Source organism: Gracilimonas amylolytica (genome assembly GCF_002911695.1).
GTDB lineage: Bacteria > Bacteroidota > Rhodothermia > Balneolales > Balneolaceae > Gracilimonas > Gracilimonas amylolytica.
This window is the reverse complement of the sequence record NZ_PQBS01000010.1, coordinates 158344-172978: the sequence shown is the minus strand read 5'-3', so window position 1 is coordinate 172978 and position 14635 is coordinate 158344. Positions and strand designations below refer to the sequence as shown.

Genomic DNA, 14635 nt, shown 5'->3' with positions numbered 1-14635 from the left:
CCATGAATGAAGTATTACAAAAATTAGCGAACCTGCAATACATTGACAGCCGAATTGACGAGCTAAAACAGTTAAGAGGTGACCTGCCTGAAGAAGTACTCGATCTGGAAACTGATATTGCCCGAAAAGAGGCAAAACTAAACAGCCTGACCGAAGAGAAGCAAAACCTGCAGGTTGAACTGGATAACCTGAAGCTGGATCTTCAGGGCTCAAAAGAGAAGATCGAAAAATATGAAGATCAGCAGCTGAGTGTTCGTAATAACCGTGAGTACGACGCACTGACCAAAGAGATCGAAGCTCAGAAACAGGTGATCGAAAATGCAGAATCGCGCATCAAAGAGATCGAAAAAAGACAGGAAGAGATCGAGCCTGAGCTGGAAGTCGCTGAAAATGAACTGGAAGCTGCCCAAAAGATGCATGACGAAAAAAGCAGCAGCCTGGATGATGTGGTTAAATCCACTCAGGAAGAAGAAGACAAGCTGCTCAAGAAGCGTAAGGAAGTTGAAGAAGAGATCGACGACCGCTACATGCGCAGCTACAAACGACTTCGTGATGGCCTGAATAACGGCATGGCCGTTGTGGCTATGGATCGCGGTGCCGCACTTGGAATGGCTCTGCCTCCGCAAACACAGGTTGAAGTACGCCGCAAGAACAAGATCATCATTGATGAGAACAGCGGACGTATTGTAGTGGATCAGTCATTCTTCGATAAAGCCAAAGAAGAATTGTCCATCTAAGACAACTCATTATACATTGATCGTTAATTTTTGGAAAAGGGAAGCTGCGTCTTCCCTTTTTTTGTTGATACCAATCGGTGTTTTAAAACTCCACAGGTTAATATTTCGGGTAATTCATTTCCCTATATGGTTCGATCGTCCATCGCTGATCGGTCGTTCGGTGAATCGAAAATAAAGAAGTGGTGAACTGTGATTCACCGGGTTACTGAATTGTAGATGTCAGGTAATTCGAGGGCAAAAATGTGTTGATCAGTTCTAAAACTTCCAAAACAATGGTGCCCAACCTCAAACGTTGTCATCCCGAGTGCCTCAAAATAATCAAAAGAATAAGCTCTTGAACACGAGGGATCTCAAAGTCATATTTGGAATGTCATTCTGATTTTGAGATCTATCGCGTTTACCATACCATATCGAATATAACCGGCCGGGCGCTCTGCCTGCCACCGAGGCAAAGATGACAACAATCGAGTGTAATTAAGAAAACCAATCCTTAGCAAGATCTTCTCATTTAGGGTTTAAGATTTCTATAAGCTCGATTTAGAATCTTGCAGAACACTTGTGCAAATAGCGTCATGATAACCCAAATGGTAATAGACGCATGACCTACCGTCCCGTGCAAACCCATGTTAATTCTGTGAAGAATGATATATTGGATACAGATCCTGAATATGATGTAATAACCAAAGAAAACACGTATTTTAAGACAGCAGGAAAGCCGGGTGATCGCCCGGTACATACTTGATGGTTCGATACGGCAACCACTTTCACCCATCAATGTTGTCATCCTGAGCGCAACCAAGTCTATTTGTGAGTACAAGGTTTACCGCGAAGGATCTCAACGTTTATTTCAGGATATCTGGTTGATCTTTAGTTCAAACCATTAAGTATGTGCTGGGAGGAAAGTCCGGACTCCAACAAGCACCGCGCTCCCCGATCCGGTTCAGCCGGCGAAGGGGAGGCTTCACGTCAGGAATGGCGTGATGACAGACAGTGCAACAGAAAACAGACCGCTCCATGCATAAGCAATTATGCGCGGAGTAAGGGTGAAAAGGTGAGGTAAGAGCTCACCGCCCCGTATCGTGAGGTCGGGGGCACGGTAAACCTCGCGGGGAGAAAGTTCATGCAGATGGTATATGCCGCTTGTCGTGACGCCATCGGGTGGGACGCGACAGATAAATGATCATCCTCGACAGAATCCGGCTTACAGGCTTTCCTGCTACAAATTAGACCGAAACCCTGCTCCCCAAAGGAGTAGGGTTTTGTTTTTTGATACCTGCCTTATCACACAAACAGCCAGAAACTGAGAACTCCACCTGCTGAGATCAATAGAATGAGCCACAGCAGCTCCATGCTTTTTTTCCAACCGGCGATGAAAATAAAGAAACCGGCTTTTACCAGGGTGTTGGAGATCACCGAAATGATGATACCCAGTGTTGCTACTGCATCACTGATCTCTGATTGTGCCATTTTAGATAGAGAAAGGGTGATGGCATCCACATCCATCAGTCCCGATAGAAGTGCCAGCAGGTAAATACCCTGATCGCCAAACCATTCTTTTAAAGCGGTTGAGAGTATCAGGATCACCCCGAGCAGGGCTCCAAATTGAAGAGCCGTTTTAAGCTGAAGGGGATTGCCGAGGTCCAGGTCCGGATTGTCATCCCCGGTGTCCGCATCACCGCTGAAATACAGCCAGGCAACGCATCCTAAGGTGATGATCAGCATGGCAGCCAGAGGCATCCAGAGTGGATGCAGCAGGTCCCGGTTCACCACAGATACTTCTATAAAGACCCGGATCAGCATAATGGAAGAGGCCACAAGAATGCCTGCTATATATAATCTGTTTTTGTCACGATGACTTTGTTTGCTGAGTTGAGCCAGGCTGATGGTAACAGCCGTTGAGGAAGCCAGTCCGCCTATGATAGCCGTCAGAATAGTGCCTTTTCCTTCACCGGCATACTTTACTAAAATATACCCTAAAAATGACAAGCCGGAAATGAGAACTACCATCCACCAGATCCAATAGGGATTCAGCGTATTCCAGGGACCGTATCCCTGATTGGGTAAAAGTGGCAAGAGTATGACCGAGATCACCAGCAATTTGATGCCGGCATAGATCACCTCGATCTCAATTTTGTTGAGCCATTTATGGAGGATCGGCTTCAGGCTTAAAATGGCCATCACGGCAACAGCACTGCCAAGAGCTTCAGCATATTGCCCTATTCCGGCCCATATCCCAAGTACAAAAGTGGTTATGAGTGCGACTTCTGTTGTGATCCCGATATCATCATTTTCATTTACTTTGATCTCATAAATGTAGGAGGCAATGACCAAAGCGGTAAAGGCCAGAAAAGCGAGTGGGATCATCAGCTCGCCACCAAAGGGAACGAGGGATGCCGTGATACCTCCTAATAATCCGGTCAGGCTGAAGGTTCTGATACCGGCCACGCGGTCGCCTTCATCTTCCTTACGCCCATACCAGCCCCGTTCGGTTCCAATGAGGAGTCCAACCCCAAGGGAGGCAAGTAATTTCCAGATGATATCAAGTTGAGGCTCCATGCTTAATGATAAGCAAAAGCCTTTAAAATTGAGAGCTACATATTGATCTTGTAGTTGCCTTTCACATTGCGCTCGATCTGTCGCTTTACATCTTTTTCTTTGATGGAATCTCTCTTGTCAAATTGCTTCTTACCTTTGGCCACACCGATCAGAACCTTGGCATTTCCATTCTTGAAATACAACTTCAGGGGTACAATGGTATACCCTTTTTGCTGAGTGGCTTTATCGAGTGCACGGATCTCTTTTTTGTGAAGCAGCAACTTTCGTGGCCGCCTGGGGTCATGATTATAATAAGATCCATGCTCATAGGGTTTAATATATAACTCCCTCAGCCACACTTCACCATCCTGAAGGTAGGCGAAGGAATCCGTGAAACTGGCTTTGCCCTGCCGCAACGATTTCACCTCGGTTCCTTTCAGAACCAAACCGGCCTCATAGGTCTCTTCCACGTTAAAGTCGTGACGAGCCTTTCGGTTTTGAATGGTGGGAGTGGTCTTTTTTTCTTTATCGCTCATGGGAGCTATTTGAAGTGAATGGGCTTATTTGATCATTGTGGCGGTTTGGGGCGTATGCGATACGCCCTCATTACAGGCCTTTTAATTATATTTGAAAGCCGAAATCACGCAGTTGTTCCAATACATCCTCAGCGGGTTGTCGGTCAGGGAAGCTGCGATAAATACCTAAGATCTGTTCGATCTCGGCTCTTGCTTTTTCATTGTCAGGATTGAGTTCAAGAACGGCAATAAACTCTCTTAGGGCATTATTGGCATTTTCTCTCATTTGAGAAGGGTCTGCATTATAGATCAGATAAATGCCATGCCGTAAATGTACATCTTCACGAAGCTTAAGAGCCTCTTCTGATGAAGTCTCGTCCAGCAGTTCCATAGCTTCATCGAATTTGGCTTCCGTAACCAATTGGTCGACCTGCTGATCGAGGGTCATTTGTGTCTTGTCATCAGATTGTGAGCAAGCGGTCATAAAACCAAGAAGGGTAATAGCTAATAATACTTTTTTCATCATAGTAGTTAGTTCATGTAAATAGGGTTCGGGCTGATACAGAGTATGAAGATAAGCATACTTAGCCAGCCTATCACGCGTCGTGTGGGGGATAATTTTTCTTCCATATCAACGGGAGGATGTTCCACTCCAACCGCAAAAGCTATGAAAAAGCTCCATACAAGCCATATAAGTGAACCCTGCCCGGGTTCGATGCCGCCCAACAGGTAACTGTACAAGGCTGAGCCGGCTAAAGAAACGGCCATCATGCTGTAGATCCAGCCTCTGTCTGTGCGAAAGGCTTTATTCATGAGCAGTTGCAAAATGAAGGCCCAGGCAACCCATCCAATAAATGGCAACGGGATATATTCGGTGAGATAAGAATCCAGAAATGGCATGGCTTCCGCTCCGGCCAGGGCCGTTACCACTGTAAAAAACAGTCGCGCCACCACGCGATGCCGCCTGTATCCGATCAGGGAGTAGAGGATGTGTCCTCCATCAAGCTGACCCACCGGCATGAGGTTGAGAGCCGTAAAAAATAAACCGAGCCATCCTGCAAAAAGAAATGGGAAGTGATACATCTCCCACATGGGGGGCACGTTATCAAACATGGAAGCAAGTGCGGTATACAGGATGGTATTGCCAATGGTGAGCACCCCCTGTTCCGTTCGGTCCGTAATGTGTTCAGGGTAGGCTCCGTGTTCAGAAACATACTCCTTCAATTCGTCATGTCCGGCAAAATTCATCACGTAATCAGGTTCCGGCAGGGTGGCAAAACCAACAAGCAGGACCACAAGAGCAACGATAAATCCCGCCACTGGGCCGGAGGCACCGATGTCGAAGAGCTGATGCATTTTGCGTATGCGTTCCTTGATACGGATCACGGCCCCAAGCGTACCGATACCCAACGGAATGGGGATGTAGTAGGGCAAGGTGACTTTAACTTTATGATGAACCGCTGCAAAATAATGCCCAAATTCATGAAACGTTAAAAAGCCAAGAAGCAGTCCTGCAAATACCAATCCTCTGAAAATGTCAGTGGTGTTTGGTAAGGCAAAGGGAAACAGAACCGGGTCGAGCCCCACAAAATTGGCTCCGGTCATCGTCACAAAGAAAACCGTGAGTAAAAACAGGCCAAGGTGCTTTAATATGGTCCTTGTATCCAGCTTGTTCTTAGGTTCCTCTTTGGTAGATAGTACCTCATAGTCTGTATTGATCTCTTCCTGATAGGGGTATTCGCTCAAAAGTCTCTGTTGAATTTACTGGATTAAAGGCTTGCGTGAGATCGGCATGGTCATACACCGGGCACCGCCACGACCGCGACATAATTCATGTCCCTGAAAGCTGATAGCGATCTTTTGGTCTTTACCCGGATTGAATTCCTTGTCGGCAAATTCTTCCACGAATTCAAATTGGGTCATCAGATCATAGCCATGATCCACAAGCGTGTTAAAAGTGTTGGTATTACGTTCATAACCGACAATTATTCCCGGAGCCAGGGCAAATACGTTGGCACCGTCGGTCCATTGTTCCCTGAACTGATTGGTGCGGTTTTCACCCCCGCATTTGATGAAGGTAAAGTCACGCCCGGTTTCTTCTTCAAGCGCTTGCTTAAGGGAGTGACGGGTTTCGGACTTGATGGTGTCGCCATCTTTAAAAAGAGCCACCACATTGTCTTGTTGCTCCATGATGGCAGGTGGAAAGGCGATACATTCGCTTTCATCAGCAAAGGTAAAGATGGTATCGAGGTGCATGGAAGATCGTTGTTTGGGGATATCCACAGCCAATACCGTTTCCACACCCCGCTGAAGCAGGCCTTCGGTTCCTTTCATAAGTCCACTGAACGAAGTTCGCTCACTCATCCCGATCAGCACCAGTTTATCTGACACCACCAACACATCACCGCCCTCAATAGATTGATGCCCGGAGATCCGGATCGCGTTATCTCTTACGGATTCAAACATGGGATGATACTCAACCAGGGTTTCCATCATCAACGACTCCCGAAGGCGGGCTTTTTTGGCTGCCCGCGAGATCAGTATTCCATTTCCGACTACCGCAGCGAGGTCGCGGGTAAAAAGCAGGTTGGGGGATGGATGCAGGGTAAATCCCTTGGATTTTTCGAGGTAGCCCTGTATCACAAACTTCAGCAGGTCGTCGGGTGAGAGTCGGTGCAGTTCCTTTTCTATGACATGCAGGTTTTCCTCGGGAAATTCCTTGATCAGCTGTTCAATGAAATATGAACGGGCATCTTCTTTTTTGAATACGTCTTTAAAAAGATCCACGATCTCGATGACCTTACCATCTTTTGGCATAGCTGCCTTAAAGATATCAAGCATGTCGAGGTGTTCTCCCCGAGCGTCTTCCTCAAAAATGATATCATCAAAAAGCAGTTCATCCTTAAGTTCGGGGTTAACCAGAGATACTTCGTGTCCGGGGGTATGAACGATCACTCCCTGCAGGTGACCGATCTCAGAAGAAACATTAATGTCCATATTATGGTTGTCTAAGTTGATTATCAGAACCGTTAAATATAAAGGATAACAAGAGCATTTATAAGAAGTAATTGGGCGGTTGAATTAATATCTTTATGGCCAATTTAAAACCTTTACTATGACCTCAAAATCAGAGATAGAGTCGCTTTTATTTTTAATGGATGATCCCGATCCATTTGTACAGGAAAGTGTGCAAAACAGGCTTCAGGAACTGGGAGAACAGGCGGTTCCGCTTTTAGATCAGTATAAATCGACTGTAAAGGGAGCCGATGCCAGGGAGAAGGTGAACGATGTGATCCATAAACTGACCTTCAGTACGCTTGAGTCGGATTTCATCGAGGTCCTGGAAGGCGGGCTCAAAACCCGGAGGTCCCTTGAAGAGGCTGTTCTGACGATCGCACGGTTTGGTAACCCGACCCTGCGGATCAGTGAATACCAGAAAAAGCTGGATCATTTTGTGCAGATGGTGGAGCCGCAGATCAAATATAAGCTGGATGAAAAGCGTAAGTTGAAGCGGTTACTTACTTTCATCTTTGAGGACCTGAATTTTCAGGGCGATGCGGAAAACTACCACGCACCGCAAAATTGCTTTCTCGATCAGGTGATAGACCGCCGTAAGGGACTCCCCATTTCGCTGAGTTTGATCGTCATGTTCATGGCCAGGCGACTCGAATTACCATTTTTTGGGATCAACATGCCCATTCATTTTATGCTGAATTATGTGGGCGATAAGGAAGAACTACTCATTGACCCCTACGATAATGGAGCTATTGTGACCTATGATCAGTGTTATTTCTTTTTGAAGAAGAATAATGTGGAACCGAGGCCCGAGCACTTTCAGATGGCCACCAACCTGGATATTGTACTGCGGTGCCTGCGTAACCTCATACATAGTTATGAGCGAAAAAAGGAAATGGAGCGGGTTGAAGACCTTAGCAGGTTACTGGACATCGCAGAGATGTACAAGTAGTTAAGTCCCTTCAGCTTTTGGGTATTGTAAAGGTGAAGGTAATTCCTGTTCCCTCCCCGGAGTCGATCTTCATCTCAGCATTCAACTGATCCGCAAATGAGCTTATGAGCATAGTTCCTAAACTGCCATCCTGTTCCATTTGAAAATTAGAGGGGAGGCCGGGGCCATTATCGGATATTTGAAGCAGGATCTTCCCATTCTTTTGTTTGAGGATTACATTGAGACTGCCCTGTTTGCCTTTTTTAAATGCGTGCTTATACGTATTAACAACAAGTTCGTTAACAAGTAAACCACAAGGGATGACCATGTCCGGATCAGCTTCGATGGTATCGAGGTCAAAGTTCAGAATTACATCATCCTTAAACTCCGTAAAGGTTCCGTGGATGGCTTCCACCAGGTCTTTGATGTAGTTACCGAGGTCAATGTCGGAAAGTGATTCGGTCTGATATAATTTTTCGTGAATAAGACCCACAGAATGGATCCGGTTTTGACTATCCTGAAGCACGTTGATGGCTTTTTCACTGTCAGTGCTTCCCAGTTGCAGTTCGATCAGGCCGGAAACAATGGCAAGACTGTTTTTTACCCTGTGATGGATCTCCCGAAGGAGCATATCTTTTTCCTGCAGAGATTTCTGAATATCCCTGGTTTTGGTATCGACCCGGCGCCTTAGACCAAAGATCCATCCGGCTGTTCCTAAAACAAGGATGCCCAAACCGGCCAGTATCAAATACCAGTAAAATCGCGGGATCCGTTCAAACTCAAGATCAGCCGGGGTTCTGAGGAATAACTTATAAGACCTCTGCTCAGGAAATTCCGGATTATATTCGGTGATTATGCCTTTAACATGGATGACATCTCCCGGACTAATGAGCTCAAAATCAAAATCCTGATAATGCAGATGGAAGTTTGAAACGTACACCATCATGCTTTTTATGGATTCCTCCAGAGATATGATCAGATATTTACCGTTGAAGGTGGAACCTTTTTCGATCACGCGACCGGTTCCTTCTGACATCATTCCCAGGTAATCGGATGGTTTCTCAGCAACCGTTGTGAGTGGGATGGGGACAGGTAATTTTGATTCGCCTGAATAAACAGAATAGGAGTTGACCTGTACTTCTATGAGCCCATTGTACTGATCGATATAACCCATAACGACAAGGCTGTCGCCTGCCTGAAATGGGGTTTCGATATCCTGGGCAAAAATAGACATTCCCGAACTGTCGTTTTGAATGAAAGCTTGCAGGAATTTTTCATGAAGTATTCCACTGTTGATGTTCGCAATACCGGTTACAACTACATTTTCTCCCTTATGATCTGGAACCTGATCGCCGTTCAGGTCTTGTCGTATCCGGTCAAAGGACCATATTGAAACTGTATCGGTGGGTGTAGTTTGAGCCTGGGCAGAGAAAGGCAAAACCGCCAGCAGTGTGAGGAAACCTGTAAATATTAAACGGCCAAAAACTGATGAATGTTTACTCATCAAGGGAGTAAATTAAGTGTCGTACAAATTATACTTAAAAATCTGTATCAAAGATACAAAAGACTCTTTTTCTTTCACTCAATATTGGAAGAATCTAAAGTAGAATAGAGAGTTATAATAAGGCACTTAAACACACTTTTTAACCACTCACTCAACTTTTCAGTCTTGAGCGAAGCGGAGACTGAAAAGTATCAGTTCAGGATGTCTTCGACTTCCAATACGAGCCACCAACTCAGATCTTTCTGACAACTGACCACACCAATATACAACCTGCTAAGATACATCCGATCCCAAGCAGAATATTTCCAAAGAAGATCTGTCCCAGTCCAAACAGGAATCCGAAGATGGCTCCGATGGATAAAACAATATTGATCAAGGATGGCAGCAGTTCATCCGGTGATTTCTTACCTCCGGAAAACCGACTCCAGTTACCCATGGGAGTCACCTTACTGTAGAATTTGGTTAGGGTTTCGTCAGACTCCGGTTTGGTGATAAAGGTAGTGATCAGCCATACAATTGTTGAAAAGGTGGTCGTAAAGATCATTCCGCCTGCAAAATCATATCCCATCTGATTGGAATAAACGGCTCCGATCATGGCCGCGACCATGGCTGTGATCTCACTCCAAGCATTGATGCGCCACCAGAACCATCGTAATAAAAGAACCCCTCCAATTCCGGCGCTAAGTGACAAGATGAATTCCCAACCGCCTGACACCGAATCAAAGAAATAGGAGACTCCCACCCCAAGTGCGGCCATCAGTAATGTGGCAATACGGGAGATCAGCACATAATGCTTTTGAGCCGAGTCCTGCGATTCAAATTCCCCGGGTGTTTTGATGAAGCGTTTGTAGAAATCGTTGACCACATAAGAGGTTCCCCAGTTCAGCTGCGTAGAGATGGTTGAGACGAATGCAGACAAAAAGGCGACCATCAGAAGACCCATCCAGCCAACCGGCAGTACCTCCAGCATCATGAGTGGGTATCCGGTTTCAGGATCTTCCAGGTTTGGAAATACCACCATGGCAACCAGGGCAACGAGGATCCATGGCCAGGGTCGCACGGCATACATCAGGATGTTGAAAAGAAGCGTGCCGCCTACCGCATTTTTTTCATCCTTTGCAGAGAACATGCGCTGAGCAATATACCCACCACCGCCCGGTTCTGCCCCCGGATACCAGGCTGCCCACCAGTTCATGCCAACCCAGATCAGGGCGGTGGTCAGGGCGATCTCAGGATTGGTAAACGGGTTAAAGCTGAACACATCATAATCGACCGTATCGATCAGCTGTGCCTTTAGTTCAGCGAGTCCTCCCACATGATCAACCGCAAAATAGGCGAGTGCAATGGTTCCGATCATGGCAAGGATAAACTGTACAAAATCGGTCACGATAACTCCCCACAAACCCGAGATGGCGATATAGAGTCCGATCAGGGCGTACAAGATGATGATCACGATCCACTGATCTGCCCCGGTGATCACGGTGAGGATCTTAGCCATACCGACCGTTACCCAACCCATGATGATACAGTTGAACGGGAAGGCAAAATAGAGGGCCCTGAATCCTCTTAGAAAACTGGCGGGCTTTCCTCCATAACGGAGTTCAATGAATTCCACATCGGTGAGTACATCCGCCCGTTTCCATAATTTGGCATAAATGAAGACCGTCACGATCCCTGAGATCATCCAGTTCCACCAGAACCAGTTACCGGCAATTCCCTGTCGGGCAACAATGCCTGTAATGGCTAACGGAGTATCCGCGGCAAAGGTGGTGGCTACCATGGAAACCCCAACCAGCCACCAGGGCAGGTTTTTTCCGCCGGCAAAGAAATCATCGAGGGATTCCTGTCCGCGCACTTTAGCCACCCAGGCAACGCCAACCATCAGTAAAACATATCCGGCAACAACGAGATAATCTAAAAGTTCAAAAGGCATGAATGGTCAAGTGCTTTGGCTGTTTGAAATTTTTAAAGTTGAGCAGAGTATAATGAAATTTTATTTATCCCCTAAAAGTTTACATACCATGATGATAAATATTTTTGTTAATTATCTTTATGAGTAAGCATGTAATGCCATATCACTTGGGGTGTTCCCTCTGGAGTTTGCCGGAGTGGAAAGGGGTTTTCTATTCTGAGGATGCCAAACCGGCTCAGTTTCTGTCACAGTTTGCCTCTGTTTTTAATGCCGTGGAGGGGAACTCAACCTTCTATAACATTCCGGGAAGATCGGTGATCGAAAAATGGGGTCAGCAAACGCCCAGGGACTTCAAGTTCTGCTTTAAGTTCCCCAAGCACATTACTCACGAAAAAAGGATGTACAATGTGAAGGGGGAGGTGCTCGATTTTGTCAGGTTGTTTGAGCCGATCCGGGAAAAACTTGGGCCGTTTATGATCCAGTTTCCCGAAACTTTTTCGCCCAGTGAATTATACCGCCTGGAGGATGTCTTTTCGATTTTGCCCAAAGCTTTTAGCTATTCCGTGGAAATGAGGCATAAGGATTTCTTTGATCACGGAAGGAACGAGCGAAACCTGATCTCGCTGCTGAAAAGTTATGATGTGGACCGGGTTATTTTCGATACCCGGAAACTTCATTCCATGAAAGCCACCGAATCATCAATTATTGAAGCCCAAAATAAAAAACCCAAAGTGCCTGTTCGATTCGATACCACCGGAACGCGACCCGTTTTACGCTATGTGGGCTCGAATGATAAACTGAATAACGAACCTTACCTGAAGGAATGGGCTATCATTGTGGCAGAATGGATAGGTGAGGGTTTACATCCTTATGTGTTCATCCATTCACCCGACCGGGTATCACAGGCTGAACTGTGCCGGTACTTTCATGAACTGCTGTCTGAATTGGTCGATCTGCCACCTCTTCATACCAAGCCGGCTGACAGGCAGGATACGCAGCTTGGTCTTTTCTGAAGCGAATATTTATTCTAAAACACCCATAAAAGCCACACTCTTAACGTATGGTTTGCTTTCGAGAAGAGTGATGATGTTATCCTCTGCATCAGGATCGGTTTGAATAACGGCAGACCGTCTTGGTTCAAATAAAACCCGCAATTTCAGGTCCGGATGCCGGTCCATGATCCGGTTGGCATCCTTCATGGTGGCGGTCTCTTTTAGATGCACCATCACCGCTTTATACTCATCTTTGAACTTAAAATCGCTGACGGATTCAGGGTCAATATTTCCTTCCATGATACTCCTTTCCGTGCTCATGAGATCCTCACCGGAATTGACGTAGGAGGCTTCATTAAGTACCAGAAACACGGACTCATCCTTTTGAATAGACCGAATGTGTTCCTTTTCAGGGTGATTCTCAATGATCATCAAAATGCTATTAAAATCGGTACTTTTAACCTCTACACCCATATTATGCATTTCCTGAAGCGCAAAGGCCCTTGTGGTGGTATCGGAAAACAGAACCTGAAGCTGACCCTCCGCAATGGAATATTCTCCGTTCTGAAGCTTATTCAGTTCTGAGGTATCGATGGTTTGTGCCTGTAAAAAAGACAAGGGGAGTAGTGTGTATAAGATGATCAGGAGAATTCGCATAAGTGACCTCTATTTGTGAAAAACCTTTTTTCCAATAAAAACAATTTAACGCTAAAATAATAGGAAATAGAGGTATTGGATTTTAGATTAGGTATCTCGTTCTTAAGGAAATGATAAATGTTGGCAGTTAATGAGATGCTATGGCAAAATATGATGTGATCGTCCTGACGGATTCAAGATACGTGGCTCCTAAAGATCCGGATCAATATGTACAGAATATTCTGACCGAAGACGGACTGGTGAAGGCAGCCCTGGAAAAGAAGGGCTTAAGTGTTGGGAGAAGGTCCTGGTCAGATCCTGATTTTGACTGGAAAGAAACTTCAGCCGTATTGTTTCGAACGAATTGGGATTACTTTGATCGGTTTGCAGAGTTTTACGGCTGGGTTCAAAACATTTCTGAGCACACCCAATTCATCAATTCCATAGATATTCTGAACTGGAACATTGATAAGCATTATCTGGGAGACTTAGGAAAGAAAGGTGTACCCATCATTCCAACCCGGTTCATTCCGCGCCGATCGTTATTGTCGCTGACTGAGCTTCATAACCTGACGGGGTGGAATCACACGGTGGTCAAGCCGGCCATAGGTGGGGCGGCAAGGCACACCTTTCAGATCACCGAAAGGAACATGAATGAAGTGGAGGAACACCTGAAACACCTGATGGAACAGGAAGATTTTATGCTTCAGCCTTTTCAGTACTCCATTCCCGATGAAGGAGAGATCTCATTGATGGTGTTTGGTGGAGTGTACAGTCATGCGATACTCAAAAAAGCCAAAGCGGGAGATTTTAGGGTTCAGGATGATTTTGGAGGTACGGTTCATGAACATGAAGCCACCGGAGAAGAGATCGAACTTGCTTTACAAGCCGTAAAAGCCTGCCCCGAACAACCGGCTTATGCCCGGGTAGATATTATGAAAGACAATGATGGGAACCTCGCTGTTTCTGAACTGGAGCTTATTGAGCCGGAGTTATGGTTCAGGTTTAAACCGGAATCAGCTGACCTAATGGCGGACGCAGTGATAGCTCAACTCGACCGGAGGGCTGATTAATTATTGAATGCTTTTTTGTAAGCCCTGATCCGTTTGGCATTAACCCCAAGGTCGCCACGGCCTATACGTGATTTCGACCGGATATCAATTTCGACTCCCGTTTCAGTAGTGTCCACTCGGATGACTACGTCATCAATAAAACCATACCAGGCTAATTTTTCGTAGGCCTCGATCCGTCCCTCCTCTTTGTTTTCATCCACAAGCGTCCACGATAGTTCATTGACGGCTTTAAGGGCACGCTCGAAAGCCTCTTCATAAGGCATGTTTACGATTATAGGTTCGATTTCTCCGTAAAAAGAACGCTGTGATTCAGGTGTGCCGTTGTCGCGAATGTATTCAGATGGATTAGGGGCATCAGCCCGTAACGGCACGATCGCTTTGAATTGGGGAGGATCCTGTATATCGGTGGTAATGTCATGAATAGGCGGGTATCCTTTTTGAACCTCCATATACCAATAACCAATATTTGCCAATGCAATGAGTGCGAGGCCGATACCAATGGCACCGACAATGGTTTGATTCTTGGTGCGGTCCGGGATCCTGAAAAATCCGATGCTGGAAATAATGCCGCCCAGAACAGCCGCTCCGGTTCCCCATGGAATGATGCTGAACCCAAAGCCAAAGGACCACCATCCCCACTGATAACCGTAACCGGATAGTAATACCGAAAGAGCGCCAAGGATGGCAAGTATAGTTCCATAAACGATCAGTCGCATTCCGGTATAGCTTGTCATGTGTTCTTTCGGTTGGTTAAATGAATTGACGCACTCTAATATACACGAAAA

The 14635-nt window shown here is 45.9% G+C and carries 14 protein-coding genes and 1 other RNA gene; 6 read left to right on the top strand and 9 right to left on the bottom strand.

The window, feature by feature from the left end:
- The first annotated feature begins 2 nt into the window (after nucleotides 1–2).
- The 3 genes from C3B73_RS03130 (at nucleotide 3) to rnpB (ending at nucleotide 1957) form a co-directional block, all read left to right on the top strand.
- Complete coding sequence (locus tag C3B73_RS03130) at nucleotides 3–737, top strand: zinc ribbon domain-containing protein (protein ID WP_103664176.1); 735 nt, start codon at nucleotides 3–5, stop codon at nucleotides 735–737.
- A gap of 598 nt (nucleotides 738–1335) precedes the next feature.
- Complete coding sequence (locus C3B73_RS13905; protein ID WP_157939406.1) at nucleotides 1336–1479, top strand: hypothetical protein; 144 nt, start codon at nucleotides 1336–1338, stop codon at nucleotides 1477–1479.
- Between the two features lie 106 nt (nucleotides 1480–1585).
- Nucleotides 1586–1957: RNase P RNA component class A (gene rnpB / locus C3B73_RS03125), an RNA gene on the top strand.
- 61 nt (nucleotides 1958–2018) lie between these two features.
- On the opposite strand, the gene C3B73_RS03120 is transcribed toward rnpB, so the two are convergent.
- The 5 genes from C3B73_RS03120 to C3B73_RS03100 form a co-directional block, all read right to left on the bottom strand.
- Nucleotides 2019–3293 carry an MgtC/SapB family protein gene (locus C3B73_RS03120; RefSeq protein WP_103664175.1) on the bottom strand — a complete coding sequence of 425 codons (1275 nt, stop codon included), beginning with the start codon at nucleotides 3291–3293 and terminating at the stop codon, nucleotides 2019–2021.
- Nucleotides 3294–3328: 35 nt separating this feature from the next.
- On the bottom strand, nucleotides 3329–3808 hold the full coding sequence (smpB, locus tag C3B73_RS03115) for an SsrA-binding protein SmpB (protein ID WP_103664174.1): 480 nt from the start codon (nucleotides 3806–3808) through the stop codon (nucleotides 3329–3331).
- 85 nt (nucleotides 3809–3893) lie between these two features.
- Nucleotides 3894–4310: an outer membrane protein assembly factor BamD gene (locus C3B73_RS03110; protein ID WP_232802966.1), complete on the bottom strand. Its 417-nt coding sequence runs from the start codon at nucleotides 4308–4310 to the stop codon at nucleotides 3894–3896.
- Nucleotides 4311–4318: 8 nt separating this feature from the next.
- Entirely contained in the window at nucleotides 4319–5533 is a 1215-nt protein-coding gene (locus C3B73_RS03105) for a site-2 protease family protein (RefSeq protein WP_103664172.1), read from the bottom strand.
- Between the two features lie 15 nt (nucleotides 5534–5548).
- Entirely contained in the window at nucleotides 5549–6784 is a 1236-nt protein-coding gene (locus C3B73_RS03100; protein ID WP_103664171.1) for an arginine deiminase, read from the bottom strand.
- A gap of 118 nt (nucleotides 6785–6902) precedes the next feature.
- On the opposite strand from C3B73_RS03100, the gene C3B73_RS03095 reads away from it, so the two are divergent.
- Nucleotides 6903–7754, top strand: coding sequence for a transglutaminase family protein (locus C3B73_RS03095; protein WP_103664170.1), 852 nt, complete (start codon nucleotides 6903–6905; stop codon nucleotides 7752–7754).
- 10 nt (nucleotides 7755–7764) lie between these two features.
- Here C3B73_RS03095 and C3B73_RS03090 read toward each other — a convergent pair whose 3' ends face one another.
- Together C3B73_RS03090 and C3B73_RS03085 are read right to left on the bottom strand one after the other, a co-directional pair.
- On the bottom strand, nucleotides 7765–9237 hold the full coding sequence (locus C3B73_RS03090; RefSeq protein WP_103664169.1) for a histidine kinase dimerization/phosphoacceptor domain -containing protein: 1473 nt from the start codon (nucleotides 9235–9237) through the stop codon (nucleotides 7765–7767).
- Between the two features lie 232 nt (nucleotides 9238–9469).
- On the bottom strand, nucleotides 9470–11170 hold the full coding sequence (locus C3B73_RS03085) for a sodium:solute symporter family protein (protein ID WP_103664168.1): 1701 nt from the start codon (nucleotides 11168–11170) through the stop codon (nucleotides 9470–9472).
- A 119-nt stretch (nucleotides 11171–11289) separates the two neighbouring features.
- Between C3B73_RS03085 and C3B73_RS03080 the strand changes: the two genes are divergently transcribed.
- Nucleotides 11290–12162, top strand: a complete 873-nt coding sequence (locus C3B73_RS03080) for a DUF72 domain-containing protein (protein WP_103664167.1) — start codon at nucleotides 11290–11292, stop codon at nucleotides 12160–12162.
- A gap of 9 nt (nucleotides 12163–12171) precedes the next feature.
- Here the strand turns inward: C3B73_RS03080 and C3B73_RS03075 are convergent, their stop codons facing one another.
- The gene (locus C3B73_RS03075) at nucleotides 12172–12798 is read right to left on the bottom strand and encodes a hypothetical protein (protein WP_103664166.1); all 627 of its coding nucleotides are present in this window, start codon (nucleotides 12796–12798) and stop codon (nucleotides 12172–12174) included.
- 140 nt (nucleotides 12799–12938) lie between these two features.
- On the opposite strand from C3B73_RS03075, the gene C3B73_RS03070 reads away from it, so the two are divergent.
- Complete coding sequence (locus C3B73_RS03070; RefSeq protein WP_103664165.1) at nucleotides 12939–13850, top strand: ATP-grasp domain-containing protein; 912 nt, start codon at nucleotides 12939–12941, stop codon at nucleotides 13848–13850.
- On the opposite strand, the gene C3B73_RS03065 is transcribed toward C3B73_RS03070, so the two are convergent.
- Nucleotides 13847–14584 (bottom strand): DUF1499 domain-containing protein, encoded by a 738-nt coding sequence (locus C3B73_RS03065; protein ID WP_103664164.1) that lies wholly within the window; start codon nucleotides 14582–14584, stop codon nucleotides 13847–13849. The genes C3B73_RS03070 and C3B73_RS03065 overlap by 4 nt on opposite strands.
- Nucleotides 14585–14635: the final 51 nt, after the last annotated feature.